Here is a 22,612-nt window from a genome sequence, read left to right as displayed (position 1 = left end):
TCAATATTAAACCCAATACTATTGAATTAGGGGGAAACATCGGTCATGAAAACTAAAACAAAGAAACTAACAGTTACGCTGGCAACTATGATGGCACTGGGTACGATTCTAAGTGCATGCGGCGGCAATAACAACACCAATACAGGTGCAGAAGCTACTAACCCTCCGGTAACGGCTACAGAAGGAGCAGCTGCAAATTCCGGTGCTCCGGACACTTCCAAAGAAGTGAAGCTGAAGATGCTGCTGATCGGCGGCCAGCCCGGGGACTATGACAAGGTATTCGGTGAGCTGAACACGAAATTGAAAGAAAAAATTAATGCCACTGTAGAGACTGAATTCCTCGACTGGTCGGACTGGACACAGAAGTATCCGCTCAAATTTGCTGCTAACGAAGACTTTGACCTTGTGTATACAGCTAACTGGGCTCTCTATAATGACCAGGCACTCAAAGGCGGGTTCCTCGAGCTGACGGACGATCTGCTCTCCAAGTACATGCCGCAAACCTGGGAAGCAATGCCTAAAGTGAACTGGGAGCAAGCCAAAGTAGACGGCAAGCTCTATATGGTTCCTAACAACAACGTTGAGGTTACCGACAAAGTGGTTCTGTACCGTGAGGATCTGCGCAAGAAATACAATCTTCCGGAAATCAACAGCCTTGAATCCTATGCTACTTATCTGAAAACGGTTGCCAAAGAAGAAAAAGGTATTACGGCATATGGCGCAAAACCTGCTGACGGCTGGAAATGGCATGAGCTTGACCAGGCTACGCTGGAGCAGAACAATGACTGGAACCTGGTAGACGCAAACCTGCTGCCTCTGGCTTATAAGCTGGATGATGCAACCGGCAAAATTTTCAACATCTACGACACTCCTGAGTTCAGAGAACTGCTCACCTACTACAAGGATCTTGCCGACAACGGCGTATGGTCCAAAAACGTAGTCAGCAATAAAAATGACGTATGGCAGGATATCAAAGCTGAGAAAGTATCCTCCTACGCCCAGAACCTGGGTACTGTAGCAGCGAATGTATCGGAAATGCGCCGTGACAAGCCGGATGTTGAGCTGGCTATTGCTGACCTTACGCCAACCAAGAAGAAAATTGCGGCAATCTCCACCCAGAACGGTATGGCGATCCATGCTACTTCCAAGAACGTAGAACGTTCCCTGATGCTGATCGACCTGCTGCAGAATGACAAGGAAATTCATGACTTGACCATGTACGGTATTGCCGGAACCAACTATATTCCTGATGGCGACAAAAAATTCAGTGCAGGACCCGCCGCTGCTAACTACACGGGCTTCTCCAACTGGGGCTGGAACTCCCCGCTGAACCGTCAGGATTCAGCTTATCCGGTGGAAGCAGACAACATGTTCAACACTTGGCAGTCCAGCATCTATCACTTCCCGCTTGAAACCTTTGTCTTCGATTCCACACCAGTGAAGAACGAAGTGGCTAACATCGGCAACGTAATGCTGCGTTATGCGATTCCGCTTGAATACGGCTTGATCGAGGATCTTGACAAAGGTCAGGCTGACCTGATTAAACAGCTGAAATCGGCCGGTATCGACAAGGTACAGACTGAGCTTCAGAGCCAGATCGATGCTTTCCTGGCAGCTCAGAAATAATAGCATAATAAAGGTGAAGCATATGTAACGGCTTCCGGGCTGCCCCAGAGCATAGCTTTGGGGCAGTTTTGTATTACAACAGATGGTTAAAGTACACTTGCTGCAAGAACGAAAGTGGCAAGTTCAAACCACTTATTACTATTTTGTGCTGAGGCACTACCTGTAAAGGAGCAAATCACATGAAGCGTACGCATACTATCAATGCTGCTATAGCGCCGAAAGAAATCTATCCGTCGACCCTCCGTCTGAGCGGGAGCAATCCGGCAGGGGATGAGATCAGCTTCACCAATTATTACATGGAGCTGAACGGCAAGCCCTATTTCGCCATCTGCGGCGAGTTTCATTATTCCCGTTATCCGGAGAGCGACTGGGAGACGGAAATCCGCAAGATGAAGCTGTCGGGGATTAATGTTATCGCGACTTATATCTTCTGGAACCATCATGAAGAGATTGAAGATCAGTTCGATTGGGCCGGAAACCGTAATCTGCGGCGGTTTGTGGAGCAGTGCCACGATAACGGGCTGCGTGTTATACTGCGTGTCGGCCCTTTCTGTCATGGCGAGGTCCGTAACGGCGGACTGCCGGACTGGCTGTTCGGGCGGGAATTCGATGTCCGTTCGAATGATGAGGGGTATTTGCGTTATGTGCGGCGGCTGTTCGCGGAGATTGGCCGGGAGGCAGCCGGGCTGATGTTCAAAGACGGCGGACCGGTCATCGGAATTCAGCTGGAGAATGAATTCAATGCCGCCGCTGCACTGTGGGAGCAAACGGCGAAGCAGGGCGACGAGTACCTCAGCGGCGGGATCGGCGGCGAAGCTGGTGCAGAGCATATGCGGCTGCTCAAGCAGTACGCCGTTGAGTCAGGACTGGTTGCTCCAATCTATACCAGCACAGGCTGGGGGGAAGCACCGTTCCTTGCGGATGAGGTGCTTCCGCTGTACGGCGGCTATGCTTATACTCCGTGGAGCATCAGCAGCCCGGAGCAGGTGCAGAAGCCGACGCCGGAATATGTCTTCGTGAATTTCCACGACGATCATGCACCGGGCGGCGAGTTTAATCCGCCGTATACCCGGACGAAGTATCCGTTCGCCTGCTGTGAGATGGGCGGCGGGATGCAGACCTGGTATTTGTCCCGCTTCCAGGTTGAGCCGGAAAGTGTGCTGGCGATGACCCTGATGAAGCTGGCCGGCGGCTGCAACTTTATCGGTTATTATATGTTCCATGGGGGAACGAATCCTGTAGGCAGAACCGGTTACTTGAATGAGAGTACGACACCGAAGCTGACCTATGATTTCCAGGCACCGATCGGCGAATTCGGGCAGATCCGCGAGTCCAATCATCTGCTGCGTCCGCTGCATTATTTTCTCCGCACGTTTGCTGATCGTCTGGCCCCGCTGGCAACCGTGCTGCCGGAAGGCGCGGAGGCCATTACTCCGGAGAATGCGCATACGCTGCGTTATGCTGTGCGAACGGACGGCAAGTCCGGCTTCCTGTTCGTGAACAATTATCAGGACCATGTAGAGATGGACCCGCATGAAGATGTTGAGTTTGTACTTGAACTCGGGGAAGAGGTACTCCGCTTCCCGCAGCGGAGTACACTGACAGTCCGGCAGAAGGCTTCCTTCCTGTTGCCGTTCAACTTCGGGCTGGACGGGCTGAATCTGAAGTATGCAACGGCTCAGCCGGTAACATTTGCCACGTCTGCTGAAGCCGCCACTTACTTCTTCTCGATGCCGGAAGGTGTGGACGGCGAATTCCTGATTGCTGCAGAGGCAGGGGTTCTTGAAGTCGCTCCTGCTGCCGGAACTGTGGTCCAGAACGGGAGCGGCTATAATGTGTTGATCCCGCATGATGTATCGTCCATGATCGTTATTAAACGTGACGGAGCCAGGGATGTCCGTATCTATGCGATGAGCGCCCAGGAAGCAGCAGCCTTATGGGAGCTGGAGCAAGACGGAGAGCGCCGGATCCTGTTCTCGGCTGTGCCGCCGGTTCAGACGCCGGAGGGCATTGAGTTCCTCAGCTGCGGACAGAACAGCTTCACCTTCCGTGAATATACCGGCGGAACCCATACAGCTGCTGAGACAGCAGAGTGGAGCACTGTGCAGCCGGAAGCCACAATCCGCCGGCGGCAGGAGGGCTGGTTCCAGGCCTATGATGTTCAGGTCCCGCTGAAGGAAATTGCCCTTGTGACCCGGCGGATACACGACCATAAGCTTGTACTGGAGCTGCCGGAAGAAGCCCTGGAGGATGGGGAAGATGTGCTGCTGAGCATCGATTACACAGGGAATGTAGGCTACGCCTTCGCCGCCGGCCAGCTGTTCCATGATCATTTCTATAATGGCCTGCCATGGGAAATCGGCCTGTCGCGGTTCCGCGAGGAGCTGCGCCGGGGCGAGATCATTCTGGAGACTACGCCGCGCCGCACCGGTGCCGTAACCTTGGCAGCTGATGCCGCCATGGCGGTGGAGAAGGTGTTCGAGGGCGAAGCTACCGCCGTGTTCCACAGTGTTACGGCAACGCCGGTGTACCGGATTGGATTAACAAAATAATGTAAACACCCGGCATTATTCAGTCCGCTAATTGTTTCATGCTGCCTTATAGCACCATTCAGGGGGAATCCCCCTGGATGGTGCTTTTGTTCGTATAAGATATTCTGCAATGAATACTGTGGATAACTCCGGAGAGGCGGTTAATGAAACCGGAACGCATGGCTGGGAGCCGGCGGTAGCGCTGCCCGGAAATAGTTACATTTTATCTTTTGCGAGATTTTTGAGAGCACAGTAAGTTAGAATAATACAGTCAACAATTTGTGCTAGGAGGCTGCCAGTTGAGAACGGTGAATGTCCGCAGAATTGCGGGGGTCAGCTTATTTTTCGTCATTATCTTTTCATTGGTCTATATTATATTTTCACAAACCCGGACAGTTCCGAATAGCACTACGGTGAATAAGGGAGTGCTGGACCTGTCATCACAGGATTTGGAACGGAATAAACCAATGAATTTAGATGGAGAGTGGGAGTTTTATGAAGGTGAGCTGCTAAGCCCTGAAGATTTCCGGCAGGGCCGGCATGCTCCGCCAGCCTACCTGTCCGTGCCTGATACCTGGAACGGTAAGAATCTGGATGGCGGCATGAGCCGCAAAGGCTCGGGCACCTACCGTCTGCAGGTTATGTTAAAGAATACAGATGACATACTCGGTTTAAAAATAGGAAGCATCCGCATGTCCCACCGTCTGTTTATTGATGGCAGGGAGGAGGGAGGGAGCGGTCTTCCTTCCTTGGACAAAGGGAATTTCCAGCCCGGAAATACACCGTATTCGGTATTTTTTCATCCGGATACCCGGAAGCTTGAAATTGTGATCCAGGTATCTAACTACAATTTTGTCACCGGAGGAATTGTCAACTCGATCACTTTCGGGGCACAGGAGGATATCACCCGCAGAAGTACGGTTCAGTTCGGTGCTGATATCGGAATCATTCTAATCTTAGGGATGTTCGGTGCATATCACCTCAGCTTCTATTATATAGGTCGAAGAGAAAAAGAATATTTGCTTAGCGGACTATTTCTGCTGCTGCTTGCCTTGCAGAACTCGTTATACGGGGAAAAGGTATTTCAGCGGCTCCTGCCGGATATTCCTTTCGATATCGCCTATAAGCTGCTGGATGTCAGCCAGTTCCTTGGCGGGGCGCTGATCATTGTGTTCTTTTGTACCGTGGAATCCCATCTGATGTCACTGCGCAGGCTGAAGCTGCTGCTTTCACCCTTTATCGTGTATCTTGCTGCGGTTCTGCTTCTGCCATATGAGGTGCACATCCGTGTGAAATATTACTTTATCTTGTACCTCTGGCTCGTTGTGCTCGGCATTATAGCAAGAATGGTCTACTTATATATCCGCAGGCAGAGTCAGGTGGCAGACCGTGCAGAGCTGATGCTGTTTATCGGCGGAGCGACTGCGCTGATGATCTATCTTATGAATGACAGTCTCTATTCCGAGAATATTGTGCAAAGTAATTTTACAGGGAGATGCGGGGTTATTGCTTTTATTATCCTTATTAATATTCTGCTTGCTGTAAGGTTCTCGAACGCTTATGACAAAACAGAGATTCTGTCCCGTAAGCTATGGACGGCGAACCAGCTTAAGGATGAATTTCTGATGAACACTTCGCATGAGATCAAGACACCGCTCCATGGAATTATGAATATGACCTCTTTTTTACTGGAGGATGGGGACGGTAATCTGCATGCAGGCCAGAAGCAGAATCTGTGGCTGATTAAGGACACATCAACCAAGCTGTCGATGCTGATACAGGATCTGATTGATGTAAGCCTGCTGAAGCATGGAGAGCTCCGGCTGCAGCAGACGGTGGTTGATTTAAGAGTAGCTGTGCAAATCGTCTTTGACATCCTGCAGTTTGAGCTCACGGGAAAAGAAGTGGCACTGCTCAACCAGGTTGAAGCCGGTATTTGGGTACTCGCGGATGAGAGCAGGCTGCGGCAGGTCATGTACAATTTGGTCCATAATGCGATCAAGCATACTGAATACGGATCGATACAAATTACAGCAAGCGTGGCCGGGAATGAAGTCTCCATTAAGGTGAAGGACACCGGAACGGGGATCTCGGAAGACAACCATTCGGCTATCTTTGAATATTTCGAGCAGGCAGACAAGCTGCTGCCGCAGGACGGATACACCGGAATGGGTGTGGGGCTGTATATCAGCAGGAAGCTGGTTGAGCGGATGGGAGGCAGAATCTGCGTAGACTGGTCCGAAAAGGGGAAGGGAACAAGAATGTTATTTACGCTTCCGAAGGTAGACCGTATTCCTGAGTACCAGCAGGACTCTGCAACCGGAACATATAGAACGCATGCCCATGTTGACTATACAGTGCTTGATATTCTGGACCGGGACGGCCAGACTATTCTGATTGTGGACGATGAGGCCTCCAACATCCATACACTGCTCCATATCCTCCGGCGGCATGATTATAATGTAATTACTGCCTTCTCGGCCAAGGAAGCGTTAAGCAAAATGCAGGAGTTCCCAGGCATTGACCTGGTCATTCTGGATATCATGATGCCCGGTACTTCAGGCATTGAGTTATGCCGGACCCTGCGCAGCCGCTATTCGATTCTGGACCTGCCAATTCTGTTCGCCACGGTCAAGGACGCGCCACCGGATATTGCCCTCGGTTTCCGCGCCGGGGCGAATGACTATGTAACCAAGCCGTTTGAAGGCGAGACTCTGCTTGCCCGGATTCATACACTGCTTGCGATGAAGACGTCGATCCAGGAAGCGATCCGCCATGAGCAGGCCTTTCATCAGGCTCAGATCAAACCGCATTTTTTGTATAATGCCATGAGCAGTATTATCTCATTCTGTTATACCGATGGCGAGAAGGCCGCTTACCTGCTAACAATGCTTAGCCAATACATCCGTTTTATTCTGGATATGGACCGTTCTACACTTGTTATCCCTCTGCATCGTGAACTGGAGCTGATTCAAGCTTATGTAGAGATCGAACAGGCCCGGTTCGGGGAGCGTTTTGACTATACCTGTCAGGTGGATAAGCTTCTGGATGCTGCCCTGATTCCTTCACTCTGTATTCAGCCGTTTATTGAGAATGCGATCCGCCATGGGTTGTTTGAGAAGGAAGGCCAGGGCAATGTTTCGTTGAAAATACAAGGAGGGGACGGGTACATGAAGATTACGATCGAAGATAACGGTGTAGGAATTCCTGATGGTCTGTTATATAAATTAACCGGCCAAGGGGAGTTGGAGGGCAGTATCGGCATCCGTAATGTCCGCAAACGTCTGGATTCTATCCCTGGAGCCAGCTTAACCATTCATTCCGAGGAAGCCGGCGGTACAAAAGTAACCATCTATCTGCCTGTTAGCCGTGATATTTGTTTTTGAACTTACAAAATTCGAGGTAAAGGGGGAAACCATTTGTTCAGAGTGGTTATTGTTGAGGATGAAAAACCAATACTTGAGTTAATGAGGGTTGTACTCGGAAGGAATCCCTATTGTCAAATCGTAGGTGCTTACAGCAGTCCGTTCGAGGCTCTGGAGGCTTGTCCGGCCCTTCAGCCGGATATTGCGTTTCTGGATGTTGAAATGCCCAGATTATCCGGCCTGGAGCTGGCCCACAGAATCAATGAAAGCTGTGAGCAGACGCGTATTGTATTCACCACGGCACATAAGGAATATGCGCTGGAAGCATTCAATGTATTTGCTTTTGACTATATTCTCAAGCCCGTTACTCCAGCCAGTATTCAGCGGATTACGGACCGTCTTCTCAAGATCACGGATCTTCCCGCTGCTCCCCCCCCTAAGAACAAGGTCTCCATCCGCTGTTTTGGCAGTTTCGAGGTTCGCAATTCTCAGGGGCTGCTGGTTCGCTGGCCTACCCGTAAGACGGAGGAGTTTTTTGCCTATCTGCTGTGTTACCCCAATCAGGAGGCCGATAAGTGGCAATTAATCGATGTTCTATGGCCGGAGATGGATGAGGAGCGGGCTGTACATAACCTGCATAATACAGTTTACCGGCTGAAGAAGCTTTTGAAGGAAGATGGACTTGGATTGGATGTGGTGAAAACCGGACAAGGCTACCAGCTGGAGATTGTCACGGCTTCTTACGATCTGCTGGAATTTCAAGATTATACTCCTGCCCTGCCGCATGCCGAGGAGGATCTATCAAGACTTGAGCGGCTGTGCGCAATGTATCAAGGCCATCTGTTTGACAGGAAAGATTATCTGTGGAAGCACCGTCTTGAAGAAGAATACAGCAAGCGGTTTATGTCTATGGTACAAAATGTAGTAAGGCTATGTCTGGCCCGCAAGGATTGGGAACGTGCGGAACAGCATTTAAGTGCGTATCTGAACCTATATCCTTTTGACGAAAATATAAATCTTCTGTTAATGAAAGTATTCGCATCGAGCGGTAAACGGGAGAGAATGCACAGATATTATGCCGATTTTGAGAACCGTTACTGCAGGGAGTTTGGGATCGCCCCGCCCCGGGAAATGAAAGAACTTGCAGATGCATATCATAGTGAATGACAAGCATGGGCCAAGGCCTGTGATGAATACCGGACAAACGAAGAACTGTCAACCAGGCCCTGGCTGACGGTTCTTTGTTTTGTTCCTACAGCCGACGAATTTCGACAGAATAGACGCGTTTTTGAGAGAAATTTGAGAGAATTCGTTATTTATAATGAGACGTAAGAAGTGTGACTAAGCTCATGTCTGGAAAGGAGGTGCCCCATTGCGGGTTAAGTTCGGAGTTGTCATATTGGCGGCTGTTGCCCTATTGCTGTTTCAGGACTGTACACCGGTCTCCCGGGCACAAACGCCGGTGCAGTACGATGCGCAGAGCGTATATTCCTATGCGGAGGATGCGGTGTTCTATGTGCGGGCATATCGTGAGGACGGTACTTTGAAGGATACGGGCAGCGGCTTCCTGATTCGGCCAGACGGTACGGCTGTAACTGCCTATCATGTAGTGGAAGGAGCAGCGCGGCTTGGCTGTGTTCTTAATGACGGCTCCGAGGCCACTTGCCGGATTCTGGTGCTGGATGAAGCGGCGGACACGGCGGTGCTGGAGCTGCCCGCTGCCGGTAAGGACAAGCCTTATCCATATTTGTCTTTGCGCACAGGACCGGTTAAGCAGGGAGCGCAGGTATTCGCCATCGGATATCCGCTGAAAGGGACGAAGATCATAACTGAAGGAATTGTGAATGCGCCAGACGTTCCTATTAACGGCAGAGAGCGTGTTCTGATCTCAGCAACGCTGGTCAACGGTATGTCCGGCGGTCCGCTGATTGATCAGGATGGTTCTGCGGCGGGCCTGCTCTCAGGTTCTCTTCGCACGATGAGCGGCATTCATCTGGCTGTGGATGCAGAAGTACTGAAGCGGGTTGTCAACCGGGCGGGGAGCGAAAGGTGATGCCGCAGACGGACAGCTTCGGTGATATTCTACATAGAAATGAGCAGCAACCAAAATTCGTACAAGAGGTGTATGCATGAAACAATGGGCGAAGAAAAATTTGTCCGTCATCCTGGCTGCAGCTATGCTGACGGCAGGAATGCCATGGTCCGGTACGGAGCGGGCAGAAGCAGCGGGAAGCTACGAGGATGTCAACATTTACGGAACCACAATTTATAATCAGAGTACAATAGCCTCCAATCCCCACGTACCGAATGATAATGAGTTTGATGGGGGCTCAGATGCCGGTGAATACGATGCCTTTATGTGGTTTCAGAGATCGAAGCAGACCCCTCTTCCAGGTGTATCCTTTGAGATGGATGATCCAGACGATCTCTATGGTACGGATAAAGTCGATGATGACTTCGAAGGGACAATTACCGTTTCCCAAATCGAGAATCTGAAGCAGCTGGCACTGAGCGGGCAGGGAGAGTTCCGCTTCTTCGTGCGCAATCTGTATGAATCGGATGACGACTTTGTGAGTGCCAAAATATCGACCAGTGTATCGGGGTTTTCCAAATATTTGGAGCAGCACGGCAATGACAATCCGAGCCGTAACGATAATTTTGATTCCGGCTGGCAGAAGCTTGACGTCAATGATGTCCTTAAAATCAACATTGTGGTGGACGGAACTGCGACTATGGTAGGTGTCCACTTGTTTTTCCGCGACATTACCGCTCCTACCGTCAACGATTACATCTTCGACAGCAACGGTACACAGCGTGATAATGCCAAAATTGAAGAGAACGAGCTGCTGTTGAAATGGGGGGACAAGATGAATCTGACCTACCCGTTCAGTGAGCCGCTTAAGGCGTATTCTGGAGAGGCTTCCGACCTGAAACGGCATAACCTGTTCATGAATCCTGCAGGAACGGGCTTGCCGGCAGCAGGGGAGAATCAGGGACTGACCCTGCCGGAATCAACGAACTGGGCTAAATATATGGACAAGTTAAGCTATGGCTATGAGGCAGTTAACTACCAGCATACTGGGAATCTGCCCATTATGAACGGCGGGGAACTGACGGCGCTTCCGTCTGGAATTAATCTGAATGACAAATCGCTGAAGCAGAAGCTCATTGATGCCGATTTCCACGATGCGGCGGGCAATCCGCTGATTGTAAGCAATTTCGGCCAGAAGGCCTCATCTTCTGCAGGAGATGCCTTCCTTCGCGGCAAGGCGGTTAACCCGTTCGATGCGATGGCCGATCCGGGGAATACGAAAGATGGCTTCCGGCTGATTGTAGATGCGGTGCCGCCCAAATACAGCTTCACCGCCAACGGCATTCAGCCTGACATTGTTACGGGAAGTACCCTGAACAAAGGGGATACTGTGGATTTCAAAGTACAGCTGACAGAGGAGGTTATTGCAAGGAAGGGGCTCTCCGCTGACGGGCTGTTCCTGTACTTTAACAATGGTATGCGGGCCTATTATGTTACAGGTGAGAATTCATCGCTCTGGACCTTCCGCGCGGCCGTAACAGAGGATGATCTGGATGTGGCGCTGCTTAAGGTTATAGCTCTGACCCATTCCTCCAGGGCAGGCGACACTCCTGCATACACGGACAAGGGTGTGATTCAGGATTATGCCGGAAATCTGCTCCTGGACCCGGTAAATACCAGTAAATCAGCGAATCCTGCACCTACAGACCCTTCGAAGCAGGTGCCGAATACAAAGATTGACTGGGCGAAGCTATCCATCGACAACACTGACCCGTCGTTCAACTATGTCTACGATGTTATGGGAGCAACGGACCGGGTATGGGCGAAGACCGGCAGAATCACCGTTGATGCCACTGATCCGGGAGTAGTTGCTCCGGCGCTCGATCCGGACGAGGCTGGACAAACCCGACCCAGCCGCGGAATCTACCGGCCGCTGAACATGACCGGCAGCTCTGTGGAGTCTCCGGGGGTTGGCCTGGTCTACTACTACTGGAGCCAGAGTCCGGTTGATCCGCTGGACGGGAAGGAAGCTGACGCGTTCGCAACGGTCAAGCGTTATTCCCTGACCGGACAGCAGCCCCGGGAAGGCTTGTATCCCGGCGAATTGGGAGAGGTCAATCTGATGGTCGCGAATAACAGCACCAATCTGTTGTCGCCTCCTGCACAAGCTAGAACGGCCGAAGGCAGCGGCATCTGGTATCTGCATACCTGGACTGCGGATATGACCTGGGATACTGCCCGGGAGCTGATGCAATACTCGAAAATGAAAACCTACAAAACCAGCTACGCCAGCATTTATAACGGGTGGATTGATGAGTACATGGCGGGGCATACGAATGCTTCCGAAGCGGATGCCGAAATTTATGCGGAGGGTAAAGCCTTGGAAGCCGTAGGCGACTATAGTGATCTGTCACTGTGGACAGCGGACGACTTCAAGCAGGAGGATTCCAACTGGATTTACGGCAAGACTGCATTGCAGCTGGACAACATGGCGCCGGTGCTCAGCGCTTCCGTCTCCGGCATCAACCATACGGCGGAGGTTAAAGCTGTGGTGCAAGCAGAGGATGAGCACAGCGGAATTGATCCGGATTCGCTGCAATTTCAGTGGGTCAAGACCGGTGGAGCACCTGGTGAGCTGGACTGGCAGGTTGTGCCCGCTGACCGCGTTGTAACGACTCTGAACAATGTAGTAGAAGACGGGGAGTATATTCTGTACCTGAGAACCTCGGACCGAGCGGGTAACACGGCACAATATCAGATGAGTGAGCCGGCAGTGGTCGACTCTACCAGTCAGGTCAGCATTGCTTTTGCCCCGGAAGCTCCGGAGGCCTACATCCAGAGCCGCGATATTGAAGTTACCGTCAGCGGAACGAATGTTGAGGAACTGATGTATGCTTTCACTCCTTCAGCCGTGCGTCCGGCGGATGCCCTCTATCAGCCAGCAGCACTGGAGGTTAAGGACAAAGACGAAAGTGTTACAGAATCCGTCTACAGCAGCGTTGTTTCCGCAGTATACGGCCTGAATGGTGAACAGTACCTGCATGTAAAAGTCAAGGAAGAAGGTACTGGCCGCTATTATGAATACAGCTCCCTGTACCGGTTCGACAATGCTGCTCCGGCAGTGACGTTCAGTCTGAACGGTGTAAGCTACCCCCGTTCCGGCTATAAGGTGCTTGTAACGGCAGTTGATCCATATACCCCGGCCGGCATGGTAGTCCAGTACCAGTGGATATCAGAGAATGCTGCCCCTCCGGATGCCTCCTCCACCGGCTGGATTCCGCTGCCGGAGGACGGCAAAGCCGCTATTGACAGCGGTCAGCTGAATCCGGGCACAGCGGCGGGCTTTGTCCTGTATGTGCTTGCCCGTGACGGGCTTGGCAACGAAGAGGTCACTCACACTGCAGCCTTCCGCTTGTTCCGGGCGGATACTTCACCTGTAGAAGTGCTGCAATCCGATCTGATTGCCTTTCAGAGTGCTTCGGGCGGTGGTGGCAAGGCTACTTTGCAGTTGGAGCTGAAGAGTGAATCCAAGGACGGATATGAATATTCCGTCTCCAGCGACAACGGCGCTACATGGAGTTTGTGGAGACCGTACATGAACTTTGTACAGGTGGATGTGATGCAGAATGCTCCCGGGGAGCTGCAGCTGCAGGCGAAATTCCGTTCCCCTTCGGGAGTGGAGAGCAGTCCTGCCTCCATTGATGTAAGCCATTACGATGCCGCAGCTGATCCGCTGCATGCTCTGGCTTCCTACAGTACGTTCAAGCCAACCAAGAGCGGCGGTGTTTCGCTTAGCATTACCGTACCTACAGGCGTGAAAATTACACCTGCGGCAGATAATCCGGCACCTCCGGAGCGGGTAAAAGGAAATCAATTCAGAATTCTGCAGAATGGCCTCTATACCTTTGATCTGATTGACCTGACAGATCCGGAGCATACTTCGGAACTGCTGGCAGTAGTGAGCAACATTGACACGACCCCGCCGGAAGGCGTTGTGGAATACAACATCACCGGCCCAACCAGAGGGAATGTCACTGCGAAGCTTATCGCTTCCGAGCCGGTGCGCATTGTGAACAACGGAGGAAGAGATAGTTACATTTTCAAAGATAACGGCTCATTTACATTCGAGATTGAGGACGAAGCCGGGAACACAGGCTCGGTTACAGCGAGTGTGGCCAATATTGACAGAACCCCGCCTGAGGTTTCATTAATCAAGACCTATGCCTATGGGCTGAACAGCTCCAAGTTCTTCAAGACCCTGCTGGATCCTCAGGGGAATGTCGTACTGGCTGCAGGCGTTGTGCTGTCGGCACAGTCAAGCTCCCCGGATAGTGAAAGCTTCCAGGTAGTACAGGGCAAGAATCCGGCAGTACTGCTCCAGAACGGTTCATTCCGGCTCGTCGTGCAGGATCCGCAGGGGAACACCGCAGCGCTGGAGGACAATATCACCCATATTGCTCCTGCTCTGGAACAGCCTGTGATCACCAGGGAATATGTCGATGATAACGGGGTGCCGCTGGCTCCAGGCAAGCTGGTTGTCATTGACGGCAAGACCTATGCCAAAGGTGCGGTAAAAGTGACATTGAGCGGCCGGATTACTGGGCCTAACCAGTTGTTCCTGGGGGCAGTACCGGTGCTTCAGGGTAACGGCTATGCCAACAAGATCAGCAGTGCAGACGGCAGCTATACCTATTCAGCCATCTACCGCACCAACGGCAGTACCAGAGCCGTACTCAGCGATCTTCTGGGCCGCTCCGTTGTTTCCTCCATCCAGGTGGACGGGCTGGACAACACGGCCCCGGAGATCACACTGAAGCGTGCGGTTACTGCTGTGGTCAAAGGCCAGAAGGATTTCGACCCGCTGCGGGATCTTGGCGGCTACACCGTCTCGGATAACGTAACTGGCGAAGGGGATCTGAAGGTCACAGTCAGCAAGCTGGATTTGACCAAGTTAGGCAAGCAGACCGTGACCTATACCGTAACGGATCAGGTGGGCAATCAGGCAAGCGCCTCACAGCAGGTTATCGTTATGAATAATGGCGGGCTGCTGATTACAGGGAACGGACAAGTCCTTTCGGGAAGCCTGACAGAGTCCGTATTGTTCGACACCAACCGGATCACCTTCAGCGTACTCGGTTATGACAAGATGAACGTGGGCGGGAATGAGCTTATCAATACACAGGCGACATACACGCTTCTGTATCACGCCGGATTATACCGGGAAGGGCAGATGAAATATATCGCAGAGGAGATTCCGTTTAAAGCGCTGACGGCAAATCAATATCAGGTCGTCTTCCCGAAGACAGGCTGGTATACCCTGATTATCAGAACGCAGGAGAGAGAGCGGGAGATCGTTACCTTCTTTATCGGGGGCATGGAATCCTAAACCTTTAAATTCCAAGAATGAAGGAGTCAAGATTGATGAGAGGAATAAAGCAGGCGATTGCAGTTCTACTGGTAATGCTCCTCGCTTTCGGTTCACCTGTCTCGGCGTTAGCGGGTGAGGCCGGAAAGGCGGATACGACGGTTCTGAGCAATGGTCTCGTCAAGATTACGGTCAATAATGCTACAGGACGTTTCGCCATCCGCACTATTGATGGCCAGCCGGTCCGCAAGAAGGATCAGAATATTAATATGATGTTCAAGGGAGATGACCCGGAGACCTCCTTCACGACCTTCCGGATTGACGGAACGGATTATATCTTCGGCAATCCATATAAATTTGCTGCAAATTTCTTATCCGAGATCAGTGCTCCGCAGATTGTGCAGAACACGGATGGAACCAAGCAGATTGAAACGGTATGGACGATTAAGGGCATCCAGATCAAGCAAATCATCAAGCTGTATATGAATACTGCCGATGCAATGAACGCCGGTAATGTAAATGTAAGCTATCTGGTTGTAAATAACACGAAATCCTCAGTAGAGGTGGGTTCGCGTATACTGCTGGACACCATGGTTGGCAGCAACGATGGTCCGGCTTTTCAAGTGGGCAAGGTCTATAAGACTCCGTTGCAGGTAGAGCGGAAACTTGTGGACGAGGACAAGCTTCCCTCCGGTATTGGCGAGGATGAGAAATCGCTCTATACGCTGCCGGCTTATTGGGTCATGAAGGACAAATATGACAGCACCGACCATTTGGCCACTAATGCAGTAGCCTATGGCTTCAACAATTTCTCGGAGAACGACATTAATATTGTGGATGAAATGATAGTGGGCCACTGGAGCAAAATGGCTAATACCAAGTGGGATTATGAAGTTAATCCCAATCTGGATTTCACTACAAATACGAATGATTACGGGTCAGCGGATTCAGCGGTTGCCTTGTACTGGAATCCTGACGCCATCCCCGCAGGTGCTACGCACAGCTATGAAACGGTGTACGGCTTAGGGGAAATTGTACAGCCGGACAAAGTCTTCTCTATCCGCTACATCGATCCGGTGAACCAGCTTGCGACGCTGGAGGACAACAGCGGATACGAAGATGAAGGCGTCTTTGATATCACCGCCGAAGTGGAGAATCTGGAAGCGTTCAATACGGAGCAGTCCAGCATTAATGTCAGTCTGCAGCTCGATAATGCACTCAAATTCGTGGATGTGGATACGAATGGCAGGATCAAGCGGGATGCAAACGGGAAGATCATGACCCGGAACGGCAATTCCCAGAACGCCATCTTCCGTAAGGAAGCAACGCCGGCGGAAGCGGAGCAGGGAATCCAGCCGAAGTTCAAGCCCGGTGAGACGGTGACAGCCTCCTTCAAGGTTATAGCGACAGGCCGGGCCTGGCCGACTACGCCGGAATATCTTCTGAGCGTCAGCAGCCCGGAGACGGAAGCCAAGGTCGAGAGCATCGAGGATGAAACGGTCAAGGCGCAATATAAGTCGAGCAAGGCTAATTTCGTGCTGCTGCCGCCTGTCGGCACGGCTACACCAACCTATGTATATGCGATGTCGCCGGAGGAGGCATACACCTCAGATGTCAAGTATATTACCCTGAACTTATCCAATATAGAGGCCTACAATACCGGAAACGGGACAACAGCTCCCAACTTTGACCTATACTTCAAAGAGGTTGCCACCGGCAACCGGTATAAGGTTCCGGTGAAGGATTCCGTTATTCTCCAGCCGGCAAATGACGGACAGGTGGGCGATATGCGGATTACCTACCGGACCGGGGACTTGGTTGATAAAGACGGCAACATTCTGAAGGATGATGACGGCAAGGAACAGAAGGACCTGGGACCGGATCTGCCTCTGGGCGAATATGAGACCGAGATCGACTATAAGGATACTGCGGATACCGCCGGCCTGTATGATCTGACCACTTCACAGCGGTTCGTGGTCAGTGACAACGAAGAGGCGCGGATTAAGAAGGCAGGCATTCTGGCTGTCGTCAAGCGGACATTTGATTTAAGCGCTCCATACGACAGCAGCAACAAGAGTGATCTGGAGGAAGCTTATGCTGAGGCGTTCCCCGGCTATACCCTCCCTGGACAGGTCGAATATGCCGAGTTGAAGACAGCTTTTGCCACAGCCATGAATGCCATGGTTCTAAGTGCTAAAGTGACGGATCCTGAATTCGGCGGGGAGTATCTGGGACAGGCGGAAGAGATTCCTGCTTATCATTTGGAAGCCTTCGAAAGCGAGGAGGATCTGGAAGAATTTAAAGAGAGCCTAGCGGAAGAAGACAGCGGTACGGGCAGTGCTGAGGAGACGGAAGCGCCTGGCGATGAGGTGCTGCTGGAAATTCGCGGGATGATTAACCAGATCGGCAGCGGTGATGACGCCGAGTATGTGGTGGATACGAAGAGCGAGCCTGCCATTATCAACAATGCAGTGGCTTATGAAGGCAAGGATATGGTGTTTGCCAGCGGCAAGCTTGATGTGCTGAGCATTAAACAGGCTATTGATACAGACAGCACCCCCTTGTTCGATACACTCGGCATTAAAGGCGACGGGACACTTAGTGTCGCGGGCAGCGGGTTCGTCTTCTTCGAAGGGGAATGGACGCTTGATTTCTTCAACGGGTTCAGCAAGTCGCTGACCCAGCCGGAAGGAGATGAAGATGACGGAGGGGATGAAGGCGCGGGAGATGAGGAAGAGCAGCAGAAGCAGGAGGATCAGAACGGAGGGGCAGAGGATGATTCGCTTAACGGAGCGTTGACCTGGGCCTCCGGTGCAATCGGGGAGCGGCTAAACCCGCTGCGCCAGCTGATGATTCCGGATGTGTATTTTAACCGCCAGAGCCTGTTCGCAGCCCCAAGCTTCTCGGTCAACGGCTTTGATATGAAGTTTAATGACTACATTTTGCGTCCTGAAGGCATTTCATTTAGCGGAGATATTAATTTGAAGCTGCTCGATTCGGAGATCAAAAATGTTCTTTTTAACGAAAAAGGTTTTGTAGGCATTGATACAACCCTGAAATTTGATCTGAACGAGGATATCGGGCTAATCGCAAAGTCGGAAGAGGGCGATGAGGAAGAAGGCGATAAACCATCCGGGGAAATTACGATTGTCCATTATGTACAGGACACCGGAGGCGTGCCTAATACGTACGGTTTGAAATTCAATGCGAATGTCAGCAGCGTGGGGGTCAGCGTTGAGCTTGCCTTCAAGCAGGTGGCGGACAAACGCATTCTTCCAGACGTTATAGGTTTCGAGGCAGAGTTGGGCGATCCCGGTGTGCTGATTACAGGTGCTACCTATCTGACCGGCATTCGCGGGGCGATCCGTGAGCTGGCGGATACGATTGCCGGAGAAGGCGATGTGCCACTGACGCTTGAGGCCGGTGCCGACATTACCTTTGGTGTGAAGCCGGCCACCTTCTACGGCAGTATCGATATGACGCTCAAGAAGTCGGGAATCAAGCTGGTCGGCAAAATGGACTACCAAGCTTCACCGGATTCAGAAAGACTGGCCATGCTGACGGAAGCCAAGATTGCCGCACAATGGATGACACCCTGGTTCGTCAGTGCCTCCGCAACAGTAGACGTGCTTGGCTGGGATGTCATTATCGGTAAAGCCTCACTGTTTGTGGGGGAGAATCTGATCAAGAACCGAATTGATTTTGAAGGCTTCGTAGGTGCAAAGCTGCAGGTTCCATCCAGTGTGCCTTTGGTTGGCGGAATGCCACTGGCCGGGGTATCCCTGGGGGTCAACAATGACAAAATGTGGGGAAGCGTCGCGATCCTGTTCATCAGTCTGGGCGTAACCTACTATTTCGATGGCGATATTGAATTCGGCACCTCCGGCGAGAAGCTTCCGGACGGATTGCTCTATCTGCAGGTTCAGGACCCGGAAACCGGGCCTAAGCTGATGGTCTTCGGCCAAGGGGCAGAAGCTGTGGCTACGTCATGGGTAACGAAAGAGAATATGCAGCATGAAATTGAGTATCACAGTGTCGCCGATGGCGTAAGTCTTCTCGACAATGGGACCCTGGATGTGGGCATCGGCGGAATCAAGGTAGCTGACAATGGGAAGCTGCATGAAATTCCGATGTCGGCTGTGAGCGGCAACGCGATTCTGGAAGTACAGTATTACGGCAAATCTGTGCCGGAGCTGGTACTGAAAGATAATAACAGCCGCGATTACAAGATCGTGTACGATGAGCTCAAAATCAATGATCCGAACGCAAATGCGTTCACACAGGAAATTGCCGGGCAGAACGAAACGGTCCGCAAAGCCTATATTGCTATTCCTGCCAGCCGGGCCGGCAGCGGAACCTGGAAGCTGTATGCGGATCAGAACGTAGATACGCGGTTGTTCAATATTCCTGAGGTGTCGAAGCTTGATGACGTCAGGCTGGACCAGAGCAGCGGAGACACGAACGCCTTCACAGCTTCCTGGAAGGTATCCGGTGCGAAGCCGGATGATACGATCAACCTGTATCTGACGAAGGATGCAGTGCTGCCTCCTGTAGCTGCGGACGGATCCATTACAGCGCCTGGAGACGCTGGTGTGCTGATAGCGAAGGATCTGAAGGTGGATCAAGGGGGTGGCACCTCAGGGGGCGTGACTTCAGGCAGTATACGGATCGACGCTACTCAGGTTTCATTGCTTGGAGCCACAGAAGATATCAGAGGGCTGATGGCCCAGGGAGATTATTATCTGCGGGCGGAGCTGCATTCGTCCACTACCTTCGGCACGAAGACAAGTGCAGACAAGTTCAAGCTGATAGATCCGCTCGCTCCTGCAGAGGCTACTGAAGTGGCAGTTAAGCCTGCGGGTAACGGATATTTCGCATTGTCCTTCAAGCCTGCGGCGAAGAAGCCGGGGCAGAAAGATTATGAGCACAGCTACAGCATAGAAGTGCTTCAGCAGCAGAATGGACAGCTTGCGGAGTACGAGAGTTTCAGTTCTCTTCTGTTCACAGAGGAGGAGCTACAGCCATACTGGAATGAACAGAGCGGCAAATACGAGGGCATCCGGCTTGGCGGCTGGACACTGACCTCGAAGACTAGCCAGGTGGACCAAACCAGCCTGGAGGGCAACACGATTGACGATGAATCGCTTAAGTACAAGGGGTTGAAAGTCGGAGAGAAGTATGTCGTTGGCGTATCTGCGGCAGTAAAGCCGGACAAGGTGGCAGACAAGAATGAAAATCTGCATTATGCGGAGCGGGCAGATACGGCAAATACGCTGCTGCCAATTCCTTCCAAGCTGGTCCTGTCTGTTCAAGGCAGCGGTTCAACCGTCATCGGGACGGCAACTGCCGCTTATGCAGAGTTGCTAAGCAGCTCCAAGAAGCAGACCATTAAAGTAAGCTCAAGCCAGCAGAATGTGGAGGTAGAAGCGATTTATGACGGTAAGTCACTCGGCACAGCAGAGCTTGCAGGCGGCAGTGCCGGAACGCTGGACTTCTCAACCTTCACTACAGATGGCACTTATGCGGTGGAACTCCGGACGAGAAACAAGACGACCGGCGATTTCACGATTACAATGCTGTATTTGACTGTAGACACCATTGATCCGGTTCTTTACATTGATACGCTTCCGGGAACACGGACAGCAGGCGGGAAGATCCGGGTAACCGGACAGACAAGCAATGATGCTGCCTTGAAGGTTAACGGGCAGCCGGTAACCGTCGGCTTGGACGGGCGGTTTGACGGTGAAGTTACCGTCACCGGCAGCCAGCCAACGCTGGATCTGGCCTTTGAGGCTGTGGACCGCGCCGGCAACAGCAACAGCGCCTCGGTCGTTCTGACCAATGGCGGCTATCAGGTGCCGGTTGGCCTGGTATTGCGGAAGGTTGCAAACCTTGGCGTTAAGGATGAGCGGCAGCTGGAGGCTTTCCTGCGGGTGCCTGACGGCAAGGATGCCGGCGGTAAGGTGCAGTATAAGGAAGTGCCCGTTGCCGGCAGTGATCTGGCGAAGCTGACTTACTCCTTGTATACGGGAGAAGCCGCCGAAGTATCTGAAGACGGCAGAGTGAAGGGACTGGCCGAAGGCTCAGCGATTGTATCCGCAGATTACAAGCTGACGGACAGCACATCGCTTCAAGGGATGACTGTAATAAATGTAGTGACCGAAATTAAGGCGTACACCTCGGCAATTACAGGGAATGCAGCATCCACAAAGGTCAATGTGCTGGAGGCGGGAGATACCGAGGACGCCAAGCTGGTCTATAAGGTATATCCTGCAGATAGCGGTACTTTGGCTGCTCCGCGCTACAAAGATGATGTAAGCGGCTGGGGAGTTCTTCCCGAGAATGGTGTGATTCCGGCAGTCAGCGGCGACCGCATTGCACTGGCTAAGCTTCCGGACGGCGCTAAGCAGGCCCTGGCTGTATCTGCTCTGATCCCGGCGGTGCTGTGGTCCGGTAGCGGCAGCAATTCAGGCGGCGGCAACGGTGGCGGCGCAGGCGGAGGAAGTTCGGCCGGCGGCGCGGAGAGCGGCAGTGATTCCGGTGTTTATGTAGGAGGCTCTGCGATTCAGGCGGAGAAACAGGATAACCGTCTGTTGGCCAGAATCTCAGGCGATACGGACGCTTCCGTCAAGACGCTGCGGATTGAAGGCAAGGATACAGTGGTCAGCGGATACGAATTCGCTATGGACCGCAAACTGCTGGCGCAGGCAGCAGAGCGCGGGCAAGGGATCTCCATCGTCCTGCCTTTTGCAGAGCTAAGCTTCCCATCCGCTGCGGCGGCAACAACCGGCGGGGATCTGAAGATTCTCATTGACAAAAACAGCAGCAGCCGGAAAACGGAACTGGCGCAAATCGCCAAGACGCTGAATTCCACTCTGCTGGGCGGCGGTGAGGGTGTCACCTTTGACATTCAGGAGGCAGGAATCTACAAGAACCGTTCGGTTGCTGCTAAGGTAGCTTTGCCCGAGACGATAGCGGCCAGAGATATTACGGCAGTAGTGCTTCGTGACAGTACCGGCAGCTGGACTACCGTGCCTTGGTCTCTGGATGTCATCAGCAACAAGGTATATGTCGATCTGACTTTGACCGGGAACGGAAGCATTGGCTTCATCAGCAAACATCCGGCGTTTACAGATGTGAGTGATACCCACTGGGCGAAGCTGACGATCCAGGATGCGGCGGGTAAGTTATTCATGCAGGGACGCGCTGAGGACCGGTTCGAGCCGGACAGCAGAATTACCCGTGCAGAATATCCGGCTGTACTGCTTCGGGTACTTGGGCTGATGAATCAGCAGGAGCAGGCTCCATTCACCGATGTGAAGGCGGGTAGCTGGTATAGCCGTACTATATCCATTGCTGTCAAGAACGGCCTGGTTACAGGACTGGCAGATGGAACCTTCCACCCGAATGAGGAGATCTCCCGCCTGTCGGCTATGGTAATTGCCGGCCGGGCAGTGCAGCTGCTTGGACAAAGCGGGCAGATTACGAAGGCAGAGGCGGATGCGGTTCTGGCGAAGTTCAAGGACGGGGAGGCTATTCCGGAATGGGCAAGAGCTACAGTTGCCCTAAGCATCAAGCAGAATCTGATCTCCGGACAGAATGGTTTCCTTCTTCCAGACGGCGCACTTACACGTGCCCAGGCTGCGGCTATTGCGATCAGGCTGAATACTATTCAGAGAGCGGGAAGATGACC

At 52.3% G+C, this 22,612-nt stretch carries 7 protein-coding genes; all 7 read left to right on the top strand.

Annotation, left to right across the window (positions count from 1 at the left end; translation table 11 throughout):
• The first annotated feature begins 45 nt into the window (after nucleotides 1–45).
• The 7 genes from LOS79_RS14585 (at nucleotide 46) to LOS79_RS14555 (ending at nucleotide 22,610) form a co-directional block, all read left to right on the top strand.
• Nucleotides 46–1,626, top strand: a complete 1,581-nt coding sequence (locus LOS79_RS14585; protein ID WP_315421001.1) for an ABC transporter substrate-binding protein — start codon at nucleotides 46–48, stop codon at nucleotides 1,624–1,626.
• A 179-nt stretch (nucleotides 1,627–1,805) separates the two neighbouring features.
• Entirely contained in the window at nucleotides 1,806–4,178 is a 2,373-nt protein-coding gene (locus tag LOS79_RS14580) for a beta-galactosidase (RefSeq protein ID WP_315420998.1), read from the top strand.
• A gap of 446 nt (nucleotides 4,179–4,624) precedes the next feature.
• Nucleotides 4,625–7,543 carry a hybrid sensor histidine kinase/response regulator gene (locus tag LOS79_RS14575; RefSeq protein ID WP_315420995.1) on the top strand — a complete coding sequence of 973 codons (2,919 nt, stop codon included), beginning with the start codon at nucleotides 4,625–4,627 and terminating at the stop codon, nucleotides 7,541–7,543.
• Between the two features lie 42 nt (nucleotides 7,544–7,585).
• The gene (locus tag LOS79_RS14570; RefSeq protein WP_315422237.1) at nucleotides 7,586–8,689 is read left to right on the top strand and encodes a response regulator; all 1,104 of its coding nucleotides are present in this window, start codon (nucleotides 7,586–7,588) and stop codon (nucleotides 8,687–8,689) included.
• Between the two features lie 205 nt (nucleotides 8,690–8,894).
• Nucleotides 8,895–9,575, top strand: a complete 681-nt coding sequence (locus LOS79_RS14565) for a S1 family peptidase (RefSeq protein ID WP_315420979.1) — start codon at nucleotides 8,895–8,897, stop codon at nucleotides 9,573–9,575.
• Nucleotides 9,576–9,651: 76 nt separating this feature from the next.
• On the top strand, nucleotides 9,652–14,940 hold the full coding sequence (locus LOS79_RS14560) for a hypothetical protein (protein ID WP_315420976.1): 5,289 nt from the start codon (nucleotides 9,652–9,654) through the stop codon (nucleotides 14,938–14,940).
• 35 nt (nucleotides 14,941–14,975) lie between these two features.
• On the top strand, nucleotides 14,976–22,610 hold the full coding sequence (locus LOS79_RS14555; RefSeq protein WP_315420973.1) for an S-layer homology domain-containing protein: 7,635 nt from the start codon (nucleotides 14,976–14,978) through the stop codon (nucleotides 22,608–22,610).
• Nucleotides 22,611–22,612 lie beyond the last annotated feature (2 nt).

It is taken from the genome of Paenibacillus sp. MMS20-IR301 (assembly GCF_032302195.1).
Taxonomy (GTDB): Bacteria; Bacillota; Bacilli; order Paenibacillales; family Paenibacillaceae; genus Paenibacillus_AQ.
Note: the sequence above shows the minus strand (reverse complement) of the source record. Positions and strands in the feature narration are given on the sequence as shown.

Excerpts from the sequence above, each read along its gene's own strand:
- LOS79_RS14575 (WP_315420995.1), top strand. The coding sequence starts at position 4,625 with ATGAATTTAGATGGAGAGTGGGAGTTTTATGAAGGTGAGCTGCTAAGC.
- LOS79_RS14580 (WP_315420998.1), top strand. The coding sequence starts at position 1,806 with ATGAAGCGTACGCATACTATCAATGCTGCTATAGCGCCGAAAGAAATC.
- LOS79_RS14585 (WP_315421001.1), top strand. The coding sequence starts at position 46 with ATGAAAACTAAAACAAAGAAACTAACAGTTACGCTGGCAACTATGATG.
- LOS79_RS14555 (WP_315420973.1), top strand. The coding sequence starts at position 14,976 with ATGAGAGGAATAAAGCAGGCGATTGCAGTTCTACTGGTAATGCTCCTC.
- LOS79_RS14560 (WP_315420976.1), top strand. The coding sequence starts at position 9,652 with ATGAAACAATGGGCGAAGAAAAATTTGTCCGTCATCCTGGCTGCAGCT.